The following is a 19847-nucleotide window of genomic DNA, read 5'->3' as shown; positions in this document are numbered from 1 at the left end:
CGTGTCCCCTGATCCTGATCCCGAAGCCCTGCCGGAACCGCCGGGCCTGCGTTTCCTGCGGCTGCTGGTCACGGTCCTGACGGCGGTGATGATTGCCGGGATCCTCGGAATCCTCGGCCTGATCTGGGTGCGCTATAACAATGCACAGGCGCCGCTGCCAGAGGTGATCTCCCTGCCGGGCGGCGCCACGGCCACCGCCTACACGCAGGGCACCGACTGGTACGCGGTGGTGACGCAGGGCCCCGAGGGCGAGGCGATCCTGATCTTCGACCGCGCCACGGGCCGCCTGCGCCAGACCATCGGCATCGCGCAACCCTGAGGCCGGGCGCCCAAGAGCCTTGCAAGGCTCTTGCAAATTTCTTCGAAGAAATTTGGCCCCTCGCGGAGGTCAGCGCATGATGCGGGCCATGCCGGTGATCGTGTAGAAGGCGTTTTCCGCATCCTCGCCGGTCATGGCGAAGGCCCCCGCCTGGAAGCGGATCGCCAGCCTGCCGTCCACCCGGGTCTGCGTCAGGTAGATGCGCCCATCCGCGTTGATCTGTTCCAGCAGCTTCAGGTTATGCGCGTCGTCGCCCCTGTGGCGAAAGGTAAAGAGCGACAGGACCGGCTCTGTCACGATCTCGAAGTCGGGCTCGCTCTCCAGCCGCCGGGCCAGCGCGCGCGACCATGTGACGTGGTTGCGCACCATCTGGCGCAGGTGTTCCAGCCCGTAGTAGCGCAGCAGGAACCACAGCTTCAGCGCCCGGAAGCGGCGGCCCAGCGGGATCGTCCACTCGGAATAATCCGTCACCTCGGCATGGGCATGGCTGCGCAGGTACTCGGGCCGGATCGCCAGGGTCTGGCGCAGGGCGTCGGGGTCGCGCACGAAATGGGCCGAGCAGTCGAACTGCGCGCCCAGCCACTTGTGCGGGTTGAAGACCACCGAATCCGCCTTCTCGACGCCGCGCCACAGCTCGCGGAAGGACCGGCAGATCATCGCCGCGCCCGCCCATGCGGCATCGACATGCAGGTAGAGCCCCTGGTTCTCGGCGACCTCGGCCAGTTCCCAGATGCGGTCGCAGGCGCCCATGCTGGTGCCGCCCGTGGCGCCGACGATGCCCGCGGGCAGGTAACCATCCGCGCGGTCGGACCGGATCTGCGCCCTCAGCGCCGCGACATCCATCGGCCTCAGCGGATCGCCCGCGACCGTCGGGATCTTCACGAGGTTGTCCTGCCCGATCCCCGAGACCCAGGCGGCGCGATCCACCGACGTATGCACCTGGTCCGAACAATAGACCCGCACGCGCCGCTGCTCGGACAGGCCCTCGGCATTGCCCTTCCAGCCCAGCACCTTCTCGCGCATGACCAGCATCGCGGTCAGGGTCGCCGAAGAGGCGCTGTCCTGGATCACGCCGTGAAAACCGAGCGGCAGCCCGACCGCCTGCCGCAGCCAGTCGATCATCCGCGTCTCCAGCTCTGTCGCCGCCGGAGAGGTCTGCCACAGCATGCACTGCTGCGCGATCTGCGCCACCAGCATCTCTGCCAGCATCGAGGGCGGCGCCGCGTTGGCCGGGAAATAGGCGAAGAAGCGGGGGTGCTGCCAATGCGTGATCCCGGGCATCACGATGCGGTCGAAATCCTCGAGGATCGCGGTCATGCTGCACCCCTCCTCGGGCGGGGCCTTGGGCAATTGCCCCAGCACCGCGCCGGGTTTCACGTCCGGGCGGACCGGACGGTCGCGCAGCTCGCGGTGATATCCGGCGCCGTAATCCGCCAGCCTGCGGCCCCAGTCCGCGAATTCGTCCCAGTCCATCGCCTGCGCTCCGCCCTCGTCCGTCCCTGTTGCGCAGCCTATGCGACTGCAGGTTCCCAGCCGGTTAACACCGGCCCCTGCGGTCATCCTGCAACCGGCGGGCACCGCGCGCAACCGGGCCATAACGCCGTTGTCCTGCCCTGCGTGATGACTTACCCCTATGCGGAAATTCACTGGTCAGGGAGGACATCATGACCGACGGCCCCAGCTACGGCTTCGACACGCTTCAGATCCACGCGGGCGCCCGGCCCGATCCGGCCACCGGCGCGCGGCAGGTGCCGATCTACCAGACCACCGCCTATGTCTTCCGCGATGCCGAACACGCCGCCGCGCTCTTCAACCTGCAAGAGGTCGGCTATATCTACTCGCGCCTGACCAACCCCACCGTTTCCGCGCTGCAGGAACGCGTCGCGACGCTGGAGGGCGGCGCCGGCGCGGTCTGCTGCTCGTCCGGCCACGCGGCGCAGATCATGGCGCTGTTCCCGCTGATGCGTCCGGGCTGCAACGTGGTCGTCTCGACCCGGCTTTACGGCGGTTCGATCACCCAGTTCAGCCAGACCATCACGCGCTTCGGCTGGTCGGCGAAATTCGTGGATTTCGACGATCTCGACGCCGTGGCGGCGGCGATTGACGACGACACCCGCGCGGTGTTCTGCGAATCCATCGCCAACCCGGGCGGCTATATCACCGACCTCGACGCCATCGCCGCCATCGCCGACAAGGCCGGCCTGCCACTGATCGTCGACAACACCTCGGCCACGCCCTACCTCTGCCGCCCGATCGAGCATGGCGCCACGCTGGTCGTGCATTCGATGACCAAGTACCTGACCGGCAACGGCACCGTCACCGGCGGTGTGGTGGTCGATTCCGGCACCTTCGACTGGGCCGCCTCGGGCAAGTTCCCCTCGCTGTCGGACCCCGAACCGGCCTACCACGGGTTGAAATTCGCCGAGACCTTCGGCCCGCTGGCCTTCACCTTTCACGGCATCGCCATCGGCCTGCGCGACCTCGGCATGACGCTGAACCCGCAGGCGGCGCATTACACGCTGATGGGCATCGAGACGCTGTCGCTGCGCATGGCGCGCCATGTCGAGAACGCGATGCGCGTGGCCAGCTGGCTGGAAAACCACCCCGCGGTCGAGGCCGTGACCTACGCGGGCCTGCCCTCGTCGCCCTACAACGACCGGGTGGCGCGGATCTGCCCGAAAGGCGCCGGGGGTATCTTCACCATCGCCCTGAAGGGCGGCTACGACGCCTGCGTCAAGTTCGTGGATTCGCTGGAGATCTTCAGCCATGTCGCCAACCTCGGCGATACCCGCAGCCTGGTGATCCACTCTGCCTCGACCACGCACCGGCAGCTGACAGAGGAACAGCAGATCGCGGCGGGCGCGGCGCCCAACGTGGTGCGCATCTCCATCGGGATCGAGGATGCCGAGGACCTGATCGCCGATCTGGACCAGGCCCTGAAGGCCTGAACCTGAAAATCGGGGCGGGGGATCACCCCCGCCCCTGTTTCTACCGCGCGGAGACCCCGCCCGCGCCCCTGCGTGCCGGGCGGGATCACCCCCGCCCCGGCGCGATCACTCGGACTCCAGGGTCCAGATCACCTGCACGTTGGACTGAACCATCGTTTCCCCGGCCGCGACCGGCATCTTGCCGCGCGCCTCGAACATCATCGGGGCGCTCATAGGCATCGGGCGGCTCATGCCGCCCTCGGTGATCGAGCGGATCGGACCAAGCGACACACCCGCCGCCTCGGCATAAAGTTCCGCCTTGGCGCGGGCATCGGCGACGGCGGCCCGGCGTGCCTCGTCCTCGACGGGCCGCGGGTCCTGCAGGCCGAAGCTGAGGCCCGAGAAGTCATTCGCGCCCGCTTCAAGCAGCGCCTGAAGCACCTCGCCCGCCGCATCGACGTCGCGCAGCGTGACCGAGAGCGTGTTGCGCGCGACATAGTCCCGGTCGCCGTCCCGCAGCGAGCCGCTGTCATTGCCGTTCATCTGGTTCAGCGACAGCGCCGCCGTCTGCATGTCGCGCGGCTCGATCCCGCGCTCGGCCAGCACCGCCAGCAGGGCGTCCATATGGTCCGAGGCCTCGTTCATGGCGCGGGCCGCGCTTTCGTTGCGCGCCTCCACACCGACCCGCAACACCGCCTGATCGGGCACCGCCGCGATGTTGCCCTCGCCGTTGACGGTCAGGGTCTGCGCCTCCTGGGCAAGGGCGTTCGTCGGCAGGGCCAGGGGGCTGGCCAGGGCCAGAAGTATCGCGAGATGTCGCATGAGAGCGCTCCAAAGTTGAAATCCTTCTGCAGATCATCATATTGTTCTCTGGAAACAAGGGGGCCGGTCCGGTCTTTCTGTGCTTCGGCAAAGAGTTGCCTTAGACTGTTCAGCATCCGGATAATGACTCCCGCGGGCCCTGCAGGACTGCTAAAGACCGCTCCATGATACCGAATTTCGCGCTCTCGCTCTCTTTCGACGGCATCGGTCTTCTGCGCCGGATGGGCCCCCGGTGGGCCCTGATCGCAGAGGTCGCCATCGACGACCCCGACCTCGACGCGGCCATGGCGGGCCTGCGCGAGCGCGCCGCCGCGCTTGACCCGCGCGGAACGCAGGTCCTGCTGATCATCCCGAACGAACAGATCCGCTATCTCGATCAGGCCGATCCCGGTGGCGCCGACGGCACGCGCGACGCCGCGATCCGGGCGGCGCTGGATGGCGCCACGCCCTACCCGGTCGCCGAGCTGACCCATGACCACACCTTGTCGGGCGGGCGGCTGCTGATTGCCGCCGTCGCGAACGAAACCCTGGCCGAGGCCGAGGGCTTTGCCGAGATGCACGGCTTCACGCCTGTCGGCTTCGCGGCGATCGCGCCGCAGGGGGCCTTCGACGGCGCGGTGTTCTTCGGACGCGCCGCCTCGTGGCGCCGCGCCGCAGACCGCCCTGCCCGGGCCATCGAGATCGTCGCCGCGGACGAAGCCGCCCGGACACCGGTTGCCGTTTCTGCCGCACCCGCACCGCAAGAGCCCGCGCCGGTCCCGGATGCAGCCAAGCCTGCCCCGGCAACCGCAACGCTTGAGGCACCGGCACCGGCAATCGCAAAGCCAGAGGCTCCGGCAGCCGCAAAACCGGAGACACCGGCAACCGCAACGCCCGAGGCTCCAGCAGCCGCAACGCCCGAGGCACCGGCACCGGCAGCCGCAACACCCGAAGCACCGGCAACCGCAGCACCCGAAACACCGGCAACCGCAGCACCCGAAACACCGGCAACCACAAAGCCGGAGGCTCCGGCACCGGCAATCGCAAAGCCAGAGACTCCGGCAGCCGCAAAACCTGCTGACCCCGCCCTCTCCAGTCCTGCACAGGCTGCCGACGCGATCCCCGAAAAGGCCCACACCCTGCCCCCCCGGCATGAGGCGGCGCAAAGCGAAACCGCGACCGTCAAAGCACCGGCACCGACACCGGAGAAACCGGCGCAAAGCGCGACCGCAGCCCCCCAGCCCGCAGCGTCCAAGCCCGCGCAGCCGATGCCCGGGCCGCAACCTGCCACCCCCGACCCGGCGGCCACCGCTGGCCGCGCCGGAGGTAAGGCCACGGACCCCGCAGATCTGCCCCCCCTGCCCGAGATGACGCCCCTCGACGACAACGACGCGCAGGGCAGTTTCACCTTTGCCTCCGTCCGGGCCAAGCGGGACGAGACGATCCCTCCGGCCGCGCGACCGTTGAAACTGGGACCGGATTCGGGCTCGTCGCAGCGCCCCCGCTTCTCGCCGGTGGCCGCTCCGCGCGGCACCCCGCCCGCCGCCTCGGCCCAGCCCCCGGACGCCGACCGTTCCGCCACGCCGCAGGCCGCGACCCCGCGCGCCGACCCGCCGGTCAAGCGGCCAGCCACCTCCGAGCCGTCCGCACCGGGCAAGGCCACGCCTCCGGTGACGCGGGCCGTTGCCGGGAAGGTCACGCCGCAGGCGGCCAGGCCCGCGGCCACAGCCGGACCGGTGCCGCCCCGCGCCCCTGCCCCGGATGCCGCCGCCAAGGCCGCCGGGACACCGGCACCCAGGGCGCCCGCCGCGGCAAGGGACACCGCCGACGGCACGGGCCCCGTGCCGCCGCTGAAGACCCCGAGCGGGGCGCCAGCGCCGGGCGACAGATCGCCTGCGGCCCCCGCCGCGACAGTGCCCGAAGCCGCGCGCCCGGCCCCGAGACCGGCGCCCACCCCGGCGGCGAAACCGCCCGTCACGCAGGCAACCCCCGCAGGCGCGGCCTCCCCGGCGGCAAAGCCTGCCGCCCCCGGCGCACCCGCCCCCATCGCGGCCCGCACCGCCGCCGAAGCCCCCGGCCCAAACCCGCTTGCGCGCCTCGCCGCGCTGCGCTCGCAGGGGGTGAACGCACCCGCCACCACCCCCGCCGTCGCCGCACCTGTGATGGCCCGAACGGCGGCGGCCGCCGCGGCCCTGCCGGCAGAGGACGCCGGTCGCTTCGCCTCTGCCAAACAGGCCGGGCGCACGCTGACCTCCAGTTCGGAAGAACGCGAGCGCATGACCGTCTTCGGCGCCCGCAACAACGCCCCTGTCGGCGGCAAGCCCCGCTTCCTCGGGCTGATGCTGACCGCGGCGCTGCTGATCTTCCTTGCCGGTGTCGCCGCATGGGCCTCGGTCTTCCTCGACGACGGGCTGGCCCGTCTCTTCCGCAGCGCCGAGCCCGACACACAGATCGCCACGCTTCCCGCCGACACCGACCTGCAGCCGGACACCGCGACAGGCCCCGACACGCCGCCGCAGTCCGAGGCCGCCGAGGCGCTGCGACTGGCGGCCCTCGACCCGGAGCCCGAAGCAGGACCCGCAACCCTGCAACCCGAGACGGCCCGCGACGGCACCGCGGCGCCGGAACCGGCCTCGCCCGCGCTGTCGCGCCCGGTGGCGCCCCGCGCCCTGTCGCCGGAAGAGGCCGCCGCCACCTATGCCGCGACCGGCATCTGGCAGCGGGCCCCGGCCTCGCCGCTCACCCCCCCGGACGAAGGGGTCGAGGATGTCTACGTCGCCTCGATCGACCCGAGGGTGGAAAGCTCTGACGCGGTGGCCCTGCCGGCGGCCCTGTCGCCCACGGAGGAACCGCTGGTCGAGGACCCCGGCCTGCCGCCGCCCCCGGGCATGACATTCGACATCGACAACCGCGGGCTTGTGCGGGCCACACCCGAAGGCGCGCTGACACCCCAGGGCCTGCGTATCTACGCGGGCCTTCCGCCTGCCGTGCCGCCGCTGCGCACCCCGCCCGAGGCCGAGCCCGAGGCAGAGGCAGAAGACGCCGCCCCCGATGCGCCCCCCGTGGCGGACCAACTGGAACGCTTCCGCGACCTGCGCCCGCGCGCCCGCCCGGAAGACGTGATCGAACAGCGCGAACGGGCGACGCTGCAAGGCATTTCCCGCAGCGAGTTGGCGGCCTTCCGCCCCACCGCCCGCCCCCAGTCGGTCCAGGAAGAGGCCGAGGCGGCAGAGCCCGCCACCCCCTCGACCGCGCAGGCGGTGCAGGCCTCGCCGCCGCCGGTCCAGCGGCCCGGCAATTTCGCCGCCCTGGTGCGCCGCGCCGAACGCACACCGCAGCCGCAGGCCCAGGCGGAACCCGTGCAGACCGCCGCGGTTGCGCCGCGCACGGTCTCTCCGGCGGTGCCCTCCAGCGCCAGCGTTGCCCGCTCGGCCACCGTGCGCAATGCGATCAACCTTGGCCGGATCAACCTGATCGGCGTCTACGGCACCCCCAACAACCGCCGCGCCCTCGTGCGGCTGGCAAACGGCAAGTACCAGAAGGTCAAGGTCGGCGACCGGCTGGACGGCGGGCGCGTCGCCGCCATCGGCGATGCCGAGCTGCGCTATAGCAAGGGCAGCCGCACTATCACCCTCGACATGCCGGGCGGCTGACCCGAAAGGCCCGCGCCCCGCTTGACCACGCCGCAGCGCACAGCTCCCGCCCCCCCTTCCGCCCCCCTCTTCTCTGGTCCCGAAATACCTCGGTGAGCGCGAGAGGCAGCGCCTCTCGCAGGCGCGCAGCGCCTCCCCCCGTCCCCAATCCGCGCAAAGAAAGAGGGCGCCCCCGAAAGGGACACCCTCTCCTCCTCCCTGCCGGACGGCGGGCTGTCTTATTCCGCCGCGTGCAGTTCCCCGTTGTCGATCTGCTCCTGCTCGATCGACTCGAAGAGCGCCTTGAAGTTGCCCTCGCCAAAGCCGTCGTCACCCTTGCGCTGGATGAACTCGAAGAAGATCGGCCCGATCACCGTCTTCGAGAAGATCTGCAGCAGGATGCGGGTCTCGCCCCCGTCCACGACCCCTTCGCCGTCGATCAGGATGCCGTGCTTCTTCATCCGCTCGATGGGCTCTTCGTGGTCCGTGACCCGATCGTGCGAGAGGTCGTAATAGCTGTCGGGCGGCCCCGGCATGAACGTCAGACCGTTCCCGGCAATCGCATCCGTCGCGTCGTAGATGTCCTTCGCGCCGACGGCGATATGCTGGATGCCCTCGCCTTTGTACTTCTTCAGGTAGGCCACGATCTGCCCGGTCTCGCCCCGGTCCTCGTTGATCGGGATGCGGATGCGCCCGCAGGGCGAGGTCAGCGCCCGGGAAAACAGCCCGGTGAACTTGCCCTCGATGTCGAAGAAGCGGATCTCGCGGAAGTTGAACAGGTCGCCGTAAAAGCGGAACCAGGTGTCCATATTGCCCTTGAAGACATTATGCGTCAGGTGGTCCAGATACCAGAAGCCGACGCCCTCGGGCTTCGAGGTGGCGATCCAGTCGAATTCCTCGTTGTAGGGTGAGGTCGCGTAATACTGGTCGGTGAAGTAGATCAGCGAGCCGCCGATGCCCTTGATCGCGGGCCAGTCGACGGTCTTGTCGGCGCCCTCGTAGGGCTCGGCGCCCAGCTTCACCGCATGCTCGAAGGCATGCTGCGCATCCACCACCCGCCAGGCCATCGAGGGCGCGCAGGGGCCGTGTTCATCCACGAAACGGTCCGCGAAGGATCCCTTCTCGGCGTTCAGCACATAGGTAATGTCGCCCTGCTGCCAAAGCTCGACCTTCTTCGTCTTGTGATTGGCCACATGGGCATAGCCCATCCGCGCAAAGAGATCGCGCAGCTCCTGCGGGTCCGGATGGGCAAATTCCACGAATTCGAAACCGTCGGTGCCGGCGGGGTTCTCATCGGTGATCGTCGCCTGCGGGGCGTCGTGCGGGAAGGGTCCCATGGCGCTCTCCTCCTGTGCTCTTCGCGTTTGCGTCCCCTGCAGTATAACTTTACCCGGGCGCGAATTCCGCGCATCCTGGCCAGGATTGACACAGATCACGCGCAGATCACGCGCCGAAAGGGTCAGCCATGACACGATCACGCATATCCCTGGATACCACCGACATCGCCCTGCTTCAGGCGCTGCAGAAGAACGGGCAGGCCACGGCACAGGAGCTGGGCGACACCCTCAACCTCTCGGCCAGCCAGGCCGGGCGCCGCCGCCAACGGCTGGAAGAGCGCGGCGTGATCCAGGGCTACCGGGCACGCCTCGACCCGGCGCGGCTGGGACTGGAGGTGCAGGCCTTCATTCAGGTGCAGCTCGCCCGCCACGGCGAGAAAGAGGGCACGGGCTTCACCCGACTGCTGCGCACCCGCCCCGAGGTCATCTCGGCCTGGACCATGACCGGCGAAGCGGATTACCTGCTCAGGGTCTTCTGCGCCGACCTGCCGGGCCTGAACCGCCTGATCCACGAGGTCCTTCTTGCCCATCCGGCGGTCTCGCGGGTCCACAGCCAGATCGTCATGGACCAGCCGAAAGGCGACGCGCCCCTGCCGGTGGGCTAAGGCGCCGCCCCATCTTGCAAAGGCCCGTGCCAGGCCAAGCCCGCTGGCGCCTCGATCCGAAACCGGCATGGGCATCGGTCCACGCCCCCCGGCGGCGCGACGCCCTTCCTTCTTCTGTCCGGAAATATCCTGGGGGGTCCGGGGGGCAAAGCCCCCCGGCCGGGCGCCTGCCGTCAGGCAGGCGAAACACCGCGCCCCTGCCGAGACTTCCCGGCCTGCCCGATCCGGTCCGGGACAGGGTTCACCGGGGGCCCGCGCGGCACGGCCAGTGCCACCGCTAGAAAGGCCCCCGCCAGCCGCGCGGTTTCGCCTCGACCTGCGCCAACCCGGACGCCTCCAGTAGGCGCGTGACCTCCTCTTCCAGCAGGCGTTCGTCCGCGGCGCCCCGGATCGGCACGCGGCCCGGCTCCAGGAACAGCGGCGCGGCCAGCGGCGTCACGCGGCTCAGGGCCATGTGGTCGATGCGGCCCGCAATGCGGTCCTGCATCTCGCGGATGCGGGCGAAATCCACCAGCCCGCGCATCGCCTCTTCACGGGTGATCTGCATCAACAGGTGATCCGGATCGTATTTCAGCAGCGCGTCGTACAGGATGTCCGAGGACATGGTCGCCTGCCGCCCGCTCTTGCGCTGGCCGCCGGTCTGGCGCTCGATCAGCATGGCGATGGTGGCGCTGGCGCGAAAGGTCCGCTTCATCACCGCGTTGCCCGCCAGCCAGCCGTCGAGGCCCGCCTCCAGCGCCGCCGGATCGAAGAGCGGCGCCGGGTCCGTCACCCGGTCCAGCCCCCAGATCAGCGTGGCGTAATCGGTGGCGACAAAGCCCATGGGCGCCAGCCCCATCTCTTCCATGCGCTTCGTCAGCAGCAGCCCCAGCGTCTGCTGCGCGTTCCGCCCGGCAAAACCGTAGGCCACCATCTGCTGGCGCCCGTCATGCGGAAAGGTCTCGACCAGCAGCCGCCCGGGTTCCGGCAGGCGGCTGACCGCGCGCTGAAGCGCCAGCCACTCGGCGGTATGGGCGGGCAGCTCGGGCCAGTGCTCCTGCCGGAACATCCGCAGGATACGCTGCGACAGCTGTGTCGAGGTGGCGAACTTGGTGCCCATGAAGGTGGCGATCCTGGGCTTCTTGCCGGGGTCCCGGGTCACTTCGACGGTCAGCTCGCGCAGGCCCTCGTAGCGCACGATCTGCCCGCCGATCAGGAAGGTGTCGCCCTTGGTCAGGCTGGCCGCAAAGCCCTCTTCGATCTCGCCCAGCGGCGCCCCCCCGCGCCCGCGCCACTTCACCTTCAGCGTATCGGTGTCCTGGATCGTGCCGACGTTCTGGCGGATACGCACCGCGGATCGCGGATCGCGCAGCTGCCACAGCCCGTCCTCGCGCTGCTTCAGCCGCTGCCACTGGTCGTAGGCGCGCAGCGCATAGCCGCCGGTGGCGCAGAAATTCAGGCAATCGTCGAAAGAGGCGCGGCTCAGCCCGGCATAGGGCCCGGCGCTGGCCATTTCCCGGTACAGCGCATCGGCCTCGAAAGGGCCAGAGGCGGCGGCGATCAGGATATGCTGGCACAGCACGTCACGCGGCCCCGGCCCGCGCGGGTCGCCGTCGAGGTCCTGCGCCTTCACCGCCTCCAGGGCCGCCACGCATTCCACCACCTCGAAGCGGTTGGCCGGCACCAGCAGCGCCTTGGAGGGCGCGTTGTAGCGATGGTTCGCCCGCCCGATCCGCTGCACCAGCCGCTTGACGTTCTTCGGCGCGCCGATCTGGATCACCAGATCCACGTCACCCCAGTCGATGCCCAGATCCAGCGACCCGGTGCAGACGATGGCACGCAGCTCTCCGCGCACCATGGCCGCCTCGACCTTCTCGCGCTGACCCCGATCCAGCGAGCCATGGTGGATGCCGATGGGCAGGGCCTCTTCATTGGCCAGCCAGAGGTTGTGAAAGAAGATCTCGGCCTGCGCGCGGGTGTTGTGAAAGATCAGCGTGGTCCTGTGCCGCCTGACCGCGTCCAGCACGGCGGGGATGGCATAGGCCGCGCCGCCCCCGGCCCATGGCGGGGCCTGATCGGTTTCCAGCATGCGGATGTCCGGCTCCGGCCCCGGATCGGCGGTCAGGATCTCGCAGGGGTCGGGATGGTGCGCCAGCAGCGCGGCCACGGCCCCCGGATCCTCGACCGTCGCCGACAGGCCGACCCGCCGCAGCCCCGGCGCCAGCGCCTGCAACCGCGCCAGCGCCAGCATCAACTGGTCGCCGCGCTTCGACTCGGCCAGCGCGTGGATCTCGTCCACCACCACCCGCTGCAGGCCCGCAAAGGTGCGTGCCGCATCCTCGTAAGAGGTCATCAGCGCCAGCGACTCGGGTGTCGTCAGCAGGATATGCGGCGGATCGGCCCGCTGCCGCCGCTTCTTCGCATAGGATGTATCGCCGGTCCGGTCCTCCACCCGGATCGGCAGCCCCGCCTCCTCGATCGGGATCAGCAGATTGCGCCGGATGTCCGCCGCCAGCGCCTTCAGCGGGCTGACGTAAAGCGTGTGCAGACCGGGCCGCCCCCCCGCGGCCAGCTCGGTCAGGGTCGGCAGGAAGCCCGCCAGCGTCTTGCCGCCCCCGGTGGGCGCAATCAACAGCAGCGCCGGCGCGCCCGCCCGCTCCAGCATGGCACGCTGATGGGGATGCACCGACCAGCCGCGCCGGTCGAACCATCCCTGCAAGGCTTCGGGCAGATCCATCATCGCCCTGACATAGCGCGGCCCGAACAAAAGGAAAACGCCCCGCGCGGCCACCCCGCCGCAAAGGCGCCGCTGGCCCTCTCTCCCCCGCCCGTTCAACAAATCCGCTCGATCAGATCCCCCCTCTGCTTCTCTGGTCGTCCAAATACCTCGGGGTGAGGCCCGCAGGGCCGAGGGGCAGCGCCCCTTTCCTTCCCCGGCCAAATGCGCTTCCCTCGGCGGTGGAGGACACCCCATGCTCGCAGGCATCCACATCGTCGAATTCGAGGCTCTTGGCCCTGCGCCCTTTGCCGGGATGCTGCTGGCCGATCTGGGGGCCGAGGTCACGGTGGTTCACCGAAGCGGCGGCTCCCCGGCTCCGGGGGCGCCCGCGCGCAACCTGCTCGACCGGGGCAAGCGCTCCATCGCGCTGGATCTCAAGGCACCCGGGGATCTTGCCGTGGCGCGCGCGCTGATCCGCGACGCCCACGGGCTGATCGAGGGGCTCCGCCCCGGCGTGATGGAGCGTCTGGGCCTTGGCCCGGACCCCGCCCGCGCCCTAAACCCCGGGCTGGTCTACGGGCGCATGACCGGCTGGGGGCAGGACGGGCCGCGCGCGCAGCAGGCCGGGCACGACCTGACCTACCTCGCGCTCAGCGGCGCGCTGTTCTACGCGGGCCTGCCCGGGGCGGTCCCCGCCGTGCCGCCGACGCTACTGGGCGATATCGGCGGCGGCGCGCTGTATCTCGCGCTCGGCATGCTGGCCGGGCTCATGCAGGCGCAGCAGAGCGGCAAGGGCTGCCTGGTCGATGCCGCCATCGTCGACGGCACCAGCCACATGATGGCGCTGCTCCGGTCGATGGGTCCGGGGTTCTCGAGTGCCGCGCGCGGCGCCTCATTGCTGGACGGGCCGCACTGGTCGCGCTGCTATGCCTGCGCCTGCGGGGGCCATGTTGCGGTGCAATGCCTCGAACCGCAGTTCTACGCGGCCTTCCTCGACCGGCTGGGCCTGACCGGCGATCCGGTCTTTGCGGCGCAGCACGACCCCGCCCAATGGCCGCGCCAGACCGCCCGGCTTGCGGGGCTCTTCGCGCAACAGGACCGTGCCCATTGGGCGGCGCTCTTCGAAGGCAGCGAGGCCTGTGTCGCACCGGTGCTCTCCCCGGACGAGGCGGCGCGGGATCCGCATATGGCGGCGCGGGGTCACGGCCAGCCGGAGGGGCCAGTGCCGGCGCCGCGCTTCGACGGCGCAATGCGCCGCCCCAGCCCGCCCCCCGCGCGCGGAGAGCACGGGGCCGAGATCCTGACAGAGCTGAAACGCAAGGGGCTGCTATGACCGAAACCGATGCCGAGAGGCTGGGGCGCCTGCTGCGCAGCCGTTACTCATGCCGCGCTTTCGCCCCCCGCCCGGTCGAGCCCGCCCTGATCGACGCGGCGCTGGCGGATGCGCAGCATGTCGCCTCGTGGTGCAATTCGCAGCCCTGGCAGGTGATCGCCTGCGGCGCGCCGGAGACCGCGCGGCTGGCCGAGGCGCTTTACGCCCACGTGGCCGAGGCCCCGCATGCCAGCGACATCCCCTTTCCCACCGCCTATGAGGGCGCCTATCGGGACCGCCGCCGCCGCTGCGGCTGGCAATTGTACGAGGCGGTGGGGGTGCAGAAGGGCGACCGCGCCGCCTCTGCCCGGCAGATGCGCGAGAACTTCCGCTTCTTCGGCGCGCCGCAGCTGCTGCTGATCACCACCCCCAGGGCGCTGGGGACCTACGGGGTACTGGATTGCGGGGCCTATGTCTCGGCCCTGCTGACGGCCCTGACGGCGCGCGGCATCGGCAGCTGTGCCATGGCCTCGATCGCGGGCTTCGCCCCCTTCGTGCGGGACTGGTTCGACCTCGCCGGGGATCGCGACGTCCTGTGCGGGATCGCCGTGGGATATCCGGATGCCGATCACCCGGCGAACGGTTTCCGCACCGAACGGGCCGCGCCGGGTGAGATGGTGGACTGGCGGTGACCTTCGGTCTTCGGCGGGGATGGCGGAGGGGGCTCTGCCCCCGCCTTCGGCTCCCCCGGGATATTTCCGGACAGAAGAAACCGGGGGCCGGGTGCGACGATCCGGCCCGGCCCTGCGGGTTCAGCGTTCCTCGAGCCGGTCGGTCGCGGGGGGCGGCGTCGGGCTGAGGCTTGAGAGGCGATCATACAGGGCATCCTCCATCGCGAAGCGCATGCCCTCCAGCGAGGGGCGGAGCTGCGCGACCGAGCGGGCCGAGAGGATCGGGTGCGGCTGCGCGGGATGGCGGGCGGCCCAGGCCACGGCCAGCGTGGCGGAATGGGTGCCGAGCTCCTGCGCGACGTTTTCCAGCGCGGCGGCGGTGTCGAACATGTTGCCCTCGCCGTAGCGGCGGGCGTATTGGTCGTTTTCGGTCAGGCGCCCGGTTTCGCCGCGCGCGTATTTGCCGCTGAGCAAGCCGCCGCCCAGCGGAGAATAGGGCACCGGCACGATGCCCTCCGAGGCGCACATCGGCAGGATCTCGACCTCGGCCTGCCGTTTCACAAGGTTATACATGGGCTGGATCGCGTCGATCCGGGTGCCGAATCTGGCCGCCACCGCCTGCGCCTTCATCACCTGCCAGGCGGCGTAGTTCGACACGCCGATGTAGCGGATCTTCCCCGCCTGCTGAAGTTCCGCGAGGGTCTGGAAGGTCTCTTCGAGCGGTGTCTCCGCGTGCCAGCGGTGCATGTAGAACAGGTCGACCACATCCATGTCCAGCCGCTTGCGGCTGCCCTCGAAGCTGTCGAGGATGCCCGCGCGGGTGCCGCCCCCGGCCATGTTCGCCTTGGTGGCGATAAAGAGATCCTCGCGCCTCTCGGTTGCGGCGAAGCGGCCCAGCAGCGTCTCGGACGCGCCCTCCGTATAGACATAGGCGCTGTCGAAATGGCTGAGACCGGCGGCGCGGCAGGCGTCGTAGAGCGCGCGGCTGGCGGTCTCGTCGGCCTTGCCGCCGAACTGCATCGTGCCAAAGGCGAAGCGGGCGGGCGTGGCGCCCGAGAGCGTGGTCATGGTCATGGCCCGGACGGTGGCACGGATCGGGGCAGAGGAAAAGGGCTGACATGTCACCGGGCCCGACACGGCTTCTGTCCCCGATCCGGCGAAGCGCGCATGCGCCCCTTCGCAGGCTCCGGCGCCCATCCTGGCGGCGCGGCGCCCGCCCCAGCGTAACAGGAAACCCGGCCCCGCAGACCCGCGTGGCCTGCGGCGGCGCGCCGGTGTTCAAGGGGCCAGGTAGCGGGATACCCGTGATGGCGAACGGGACGCGGATGCCGAGGAATGCCTTCGGCCACCTGCCCACATCCGCGCGGGCGGCGCCGGTCGGATGCACCATCCCCGCCGCCGACGGCACCGCGCCGGGGGCCATAGGGGCCGTGTCCTGCCGCTGGCCGGGACCCTGTAGGCCGGCAAGCGCCGCCGGAACGACCTGTGCCCTTCCGGCCAGCCGCAGCGAGGCGCCCCGGCCTGGATCCAGGTCGCGATGCTGGCCGAAGAGGCCGCCAAGACCGGCGCGGTGGCATACGCCACCATCGCGCCGAACTACGCCTACGGGCAGGTTGCCGTCGTCGCCTTCAGGGAAGACCTGACGCGACTGAAGCCCGAGGTCGCGTCCGTCGCCAAACAGTGGCCCGCGCTGTTCAACATCGACGCGGGCGCCGAGGCGCAGGCCATCGAGCGCGCCAAGCCCGATGCCATCTAGAACGTGACCTTCGGCCTCTTCCCCAACCTCGGCGCGCGGCGCGGCCACCGGGGCAGGTTCTTGTCGGGCGGCGAACAGCAGATGCTGACCATCGCGCGGACGCTGATGGGCAACCCGATACTCCTGCTGCTGGACGAACCCTCCGAGGGCATCGCACCGGTCATCGTCGAACTGAGGGCCGCGTCCATCCTGCGCCTCAAGGCCGAGGGGCTGACCGTGATGATTTCCGAGCAGAACCTGCGTTTCGGCCGCGCCGTGGCCGACCGCGCCATCATCATCGAAAGCGGCGTGAAGCAGTTCGACCGCACCTTCGCCGACTTCGAAGCCCAGCCAGAAATCCGCAATGCCAACCTCTCGGTCTGACGCGGCGGGCCATGCCGAAGACCGGTCTCTGGCATGACGCTGCCCGGCGTGCCCGCCGGGCGGGCCATTTCTGCGACGCCAGAAGCAAACACTGAGCAACGGACGAAAGCGCCCTTTAGAACGGCACGTCGTCCGCCGCGCAGATGAAGCGGGCCACGACCTTCTTTGTGCCCGCCTTCTCGAAGGCGATCTCCAGCTTGTCGCCCTCGATGCCCTCGACGCTGCCGTAGCCGAACTTCTGGTGAAACACCCGCTCACCCACCGTGTAGGCGGATACCGCCTGCAGGTCGATCACCGTCGAGGTGCTCTCGCGCGGCTGGCTGACGGGCCGCTGGCCCTGCCGCTCCTGCAACCGCCGCCAGCCCGGCGAATTGTAGACATTCGCCTCTGCCGCGCGGTCATGCAGGGTCGAGCCCACGCCGCCCATGCCCATCGCAGCACCGCCGCCCGGCCCGCCGTAAAGCCCCGGCGGCGTCAGCACTTCGACATGTTCCTCGGGCAGTTCGTCGACAAAGCGCGAGGGCAGCTGCGACTGCCACTGGCCGAACACCCGCCGGTTGCCCGCAAAAGAGATCGTGCAGACCTCTTCGGCGCGGGTGATGCCGACATAGGCCAGCCGCCGCTCTTCCTCGAGCCCCTTGACGCCGCTCTGATCCATGCTGCGCTGGGACGGGAACAGCCCGTCCTCCCAGCCCGGCAGGAAGACCGCCGGAAATTCGAGCCCCTTGGCCGCGTGCAGCGTCATGATCGAGACCTTGGCGCCCTGCTCGTCGCTTTCGTTATCCATCACCAGGCTGACGTGTTCGAGGAAGCCCTGCAGGTTCTCGAACTGCTCCAGCGCCTTGACCAGTTCCTTGAGGTTCTCCAGCCGGCCCGGCGCCTCGGGCGTCTTGTCGTTCTGCCACATCGCCGTGTAGCCCGACTCGTCGAGGATCACCTCGGCCAGTTCCATGTGGGTCATTGCGGCGTCGCCGGTCATCCGGCCCCAGCGCGCCAGCCCGGCGACCAGTTCGCCCAGCGCCTTGGCGCCCTTGCCCTTGATCTCGCCCTGTTCGACCGCCAGCGCCGCGCCGTCCAGAAGCGAAACACCATTGGCCCGCGCGATGGTCTGGATCGTCTGCTGCGCCTTGTCGCCAAGCCCGCGCTTGGGGGTGTTCACGATCCGCTCGAAGGCGAGGTCGTCGGACGGCGAGACCACCAGCCGGAAATAGGCCATGGCATCGCGGATCTCCATCCGCTCGTAGAAACGCGGGCCGCCGATCACCCGGTAGGGCATGCCGATGGTCAGGAAACGGTCCTCGAAGGCGCGCATCTGGTGCGAGGCGCGCACCAGGATCGCCATCTCGTCCAGCGAGAAGGGCCGCATCCCGCGGGTGCCGCCCTGCATGGCCTCGATTTCCTCGCCGATCCAGCGGGCCTCTTCCTCGCCGTCCCAATGGCCGATCAGGCGAACCTTCTCGCCCTCGCGCGCCTCGGTCCACAGCTCCTTGCCAAGGCGCGAGGCATTGCCCCGGATCACCCCGGAGGCCGCCGCCAGAATATGCGGCGTCGAGCGGTAGTTCTGCTCCAGCCGAACCACATGGGCGCCGGGAAAATCCTTTTCGAAGCGCAGGATGTTGCCCACCTCGGCGCCGCGCCAGCCATAGATCGACTGGTCGTCGTCGCCCACGCAGCAGACGTTCTTGTGCGCCGAGGCCAGAAGCCGCAGCCAGAGGTACTGCGCGACGTTCGTGTCCTGATACTCGTCGACAAGGATGTAGCGGAACCAGCGCTGGTACTGGTCCAGCACGTCCTCGTGGGTCTGGAAGATCGTCACCATGTGCAACAGCAGGTCGCCGAAATCCGTCGCGTTCAGCTCGCGCAGACGTTCCTGATAAGCGCGATACAGCGCGACGCCCTTGTTGTTGTAAGCGCCCGCATCGGCGGCGGGCACGCGGTCGGGGGTCAGCGCGCGGTTCTTCCAGTCGTCGATGATCGAGGCCAGCTGCCGCGCGGGCCAGCGCTTGTCGTCGATCCCCGCCGCCTGCACCAGCTGCTTGAGCAGCCGCAACTGGTCGTCGCTGTCGAGGATGGTGAAGTTCGACTTCAGCCCCACCAGTTCCGCGTGCCGCCGCAAGAGCTTCACGCAGATCGAGTGGAAGGTGCCAAGCCAGGGCATCCCCTCGACCGTCTGGCCCAGCATGCCCGAGATGCGATTCTTCATCTCGCGCGCGGCCTTGTTGGTGAAGGTCACGCTGAGGATCTCGTTCGGGCGCGCCCGGCCCGTCATCAACAGGTGCACCACCCGCGCGGTCAGCGCCTTGGTCTTGCCGGTCCCCGCCCCCGCCAGCATCAGCACGGGGCCGTCCAGCGTTTCCACCGCCTGCCGCTGCGCCGGGTTCAGCCCGTCGAGATAGGGAGTGGGCCGCGCCGCCATGGCGCGGGCGGACAGCGAGGAGGCCTCGAAGGCATCGAATTCGTCGAAACTGCTCATGCGCGCAGTCTAACGCCTGCGATGCGCAAGGGAAAGATGTGTTCGCGAAACGTTCCTCGGCTTTCCCCGGCAATTTCCCGCTTGACCGGATCAGGGGCGCCTTGGCCCGCGCCCCCTTGCGCGCGTCACGCCCCCATGGCCATCAGTTGATGGTGCGGAGCAACACGGCGGCGGCGCGTGGCGAAGACCGGGGGCGGGCCGTCCTGCCCTGCTGCGGCAGGCTGCCTGGCCAGCCCCTGCGCCAGCGCGGGCTGTCGCGGCGCCGGGGCCATGGTCGCATCCGCCGCGCTGGACGGGAACGGCGCGTTCTCTGCCGACGCGGGGCCCGGCGCGACCGGCGCCGCCACCTCCTGCCCGCCGGCCCCTGGCCAAGAGGGTTCGGCCCCGGCATGGGCCCCGTCGGCCGGTGCAGAAGACGGCGCGTGACCTGCCTGCGCAACCGCCGCCTCGCCTGGCGCCATCTCCGGCGCCCGCTGCCTGTCGCCTGCCACCTGCCCCGCCGCATCCGGCGCGCCCTCTGCCGTCATGCTCTTTGCCGCCGCGACCCGCGCGATGGTCCGCCCGGCCAGCGAGGCCTGCGCCATGCGCGCCACCATCGCGGGGGGCACATCGGCCTCCAGCACGCAATGCACGGATTGAAACACCTCTGTATAGGTATCGGTCACGCTGGCCACGTTCCGCGTCAGCACCAGCGTCACCAGACGCGGGTTGCGCCGCTCCGCCAGCGCGATGATCTCGCCCGTTCGGCGCCCGGCCACCTCTGCATCCAACACCAGCAGGTCGACCACGGCGCGGCGCAGGCAACAGTCCGCCACCGCCAGGGACCCGCTGCCGGTGACGTGAATCCCCGCCTCCAGAAAGGCGATCTGGGTCAGGTCCAGCCGGGTCGGGCGGGAATCGACTATCATGGCATGCATCGCGAAAGACTCCTTCTGGCAGCGTTTCGGACAGAC

General features: G+C 69.8%; 14 protein-coding genes and 1 pseudogene. 8 read left to right on the top strand and 7 right to left on the bottom strand.

Annotated elements, in window-relative coordinates:
• The first annotated feature begins 1 nt into the window (after position 1).
• On the top strand, positions 2-319 hold the full coding sequence (locus ACN5KJ_RS01290) for a DUF6476 family protein (RefSeq protein ID WP_418591739.1): 318 nt from the start codon (positions 2-4) through the stop codon (positions 317-319).
• 69 nt (positions 320-388) lie between these two features.
• Here the strand turns inward: ACN5KJ_RS01290 and ACN5KJ_RS01285 are convergent, their stop codons facing one another.
• Positions 389-1792, bottom strand: a complete 1404-nt coding sequence (locus ACN5KJ_RS01285; RefSeq protein WP_418591738.1) for a pyridoxal phosphate-dependent decarboxylase family protein — start codon at positions 1790-1792, stop codon at positions 389-391.
• A 191-nt stretch (positions 1793-1983) separates the two neighbouring features.
• On the opposite strand from ACN5KJ_RS01285, the gene ACN5KJ_RS01280 reads away from it, so the two are divergent.
• Positions 1984-3267 (top strand): O-acetylhomoserine aminocarboxypropyltransferase/cysteine synthase family protein, encoded by a 1284-nt coding sequence (locus ACN5KJ_RS01280; protein WP_418591737.1) that lies wholly within the window; start codon positions 1984-1986, stop codon positions 3265-3267.
• 105 nt (positions 3268-3372) lie between these two features.
• Here the strand turns inward: ACN5KJ_RS01280 and ACN5KJ_RS01275 are convergent, their stop codons facing one another.
• Positions 3373-4068: an SIMPL domain-containing protein gene (locus ACN5KJ_RS01275; protein ID WP_418591736.1), complete on the bottom strand. Its 696-nt coding sequence runs from the start codon at positions 4066-4068 to the stop codon at positions 3373-3375.
• 164 nt (positions 4069-4232) lie between these two features.
• Here ACN5KJ_RS01275 and ACN5KJ_RS01270 point away from each other — a divergent pair, with 164 nt between their 5' ends.
• Positions 4233-7700 (top strand): hypothetical protein, encoded by a 3468-nt coding sequence (locus tag ACN5KJ_RS01270; protein ID WP_418591735.1) that lies wholly within the window; start codon positions 4233-4235, stop codon positions 7698-7700.
• Positions 7701-7918: 218 nt separating this feature from the next.
• Here the strand turns inward: ACN5KJ_RS01270 and hppD are convergent, their stop codons facing one another.
• Positions 7919-9016, bottom strand: coding sequence for a 4-hydroxyphenylpyruvate dioxygenase (gene hppD, locus ACN5KJ_RS01265; protein WP_418591734.1), 1098 nt, complete (start codon positions 9014-9016; stop codon positions 7919-7921).
• A 128-nt stretch (positions 9017-9144) separates the two neighbouring features.
• Between hppD and ACN5KJ_RS01260 the strand changes: the two genes are divergently transcribed.
• On the top strand, positions 9145-9621 hold the full coding sequence (locus ACN5KJ_RS01260; protein ID WP_418591733.1) for an Lrp/AsnC family transcriptional regulator: 477 nt from the start codon (positions 9145-9147) through the stop codon (positions 9619-9621).
• Between the two features lie 277 nt (positions 9622-9898).
• On the opposite strand, the gene ACN5KJ_RS01255 is transcribed toward ACN5KJ_RS01260, so the two are convergent.
• Entirely contained in the window at positions 9899-12340 is a 2442-nt protein-coding gene (locus ACN5KJ_RS01255) for a ligase-associated DNA damage response DEXH box helicase (protein ID WP_418591732.1), read from the bottom strand.
• 232 nt (positions 12341-12572) lie between these two features.
• On the opposite strand from ACN5KJ_RS01255, the gene ACN5KJ_RS01250 reads away from it, so the two are divergent.
• Together ACN5KJ_RS01250 and ACN5KJ_RS01245 are read left to right on the top strand one after the other, a co-directional pair.
• Positions 12573-13652 carry a CaiB/BaiF CoA transferase family protein gene (locus ACN5KJ_RS01250; RefSeq protein WP_418591731.1) on the top strand — a complete coding sequence of 360 codons (1080 nt, stop codon included), beginning with the start codon at positions 12573-12575 and terminating at the stop codon, positions 13650-13652.
• Entirely contained in the window at positions 13649-14323 is a 675-nt protein-coding gene (locus tag ACN5KJ_RS01245; protein WP_418591730.1) for a nitroreductase family protein, read from the top strand. The genes ACN5KJ_RS01250 and ACN5KJ_RS01245 overlap by 4 nt, the downstream gene beginning before the upstream one ends.
• Positions 14324-14443: 120 nt before the next feature.
• Here ACN5KJ_RS01245 and ACN5KJ_RS01240 read toward each other — a convergent pair whose 3' ends face one another.
• The gene (locus ACN5KJ_RS01240) at positions 14444-15376 is read right to left on the bottom strand and encodes an aldo/keto reductase (RefSeq protein WP_418592221.1); all 933 of its coding nucleotides are present in this window, start codon (positions 15374-15376) and stop codon (positions 14444-14446) included.
• A gap of 463 nt (positions 15377-15839) precedes the next feature.
• On the opposite strand from ACN5KJ_RS01240, the gene ACN5KJ_RS01235 reads away from it, so the two are divergent.
• Complete coding sequence (locus tag ACN5KJ_RS01235; protein ID WP_418591729.1) at positions 15840-16058, top strand: hypothetical protein; 219 nt, start codon at positions 15840-15842, stop codon at positions 16056-16058.
• Positions 16059-16067: 9 nt separating this feature from the next.
• Positions 16068-16421: pseudogene (locus ACN5KJ_RS01230) on the top strand (ATP-binding cassette domain-containing protein); the annotation flags it as partial.
• 115 nt (positions 16422-16536) lie between these two features.
• Here the strand turns inward: ACN5KJ_RS01230 and ACN5KJ_RS01225 are convergent.
• Positions 16537-18894 (bottom strand): ATP-dependent helicase, encoded by a 2358-nt coding sequence (locus ACN5KJ_RS01225; RefSeq protein WP_418591728.1) that lies wholly within the window; start codon positions 18892-18894, stop codon positions 16537-16539.
• Positions 18895-19019: 125 nt separating this feature from the next.
• On the bottom strand, positions 19020-19802 hold the full coding sequence (locus ACN5KJ_RS01220; RefSeq protein ID WP_418591727.1) for a hypothetical protein: 783 nt from the start codon (positions 19800-19802) through the stop codon (positions 19020-19022).
• Positions 19803-19847 lie beyond the last annotated feature (45 nt).

Source organism: Ponticoccus sp. (in: a-proteobacteria), assembly GCF_048381735.1.
The sequence above is the reverse complement of the archived record's forward strand: the minus strand, read 5'-3'. Positions and strand labels throughout refer to the sequence as shown.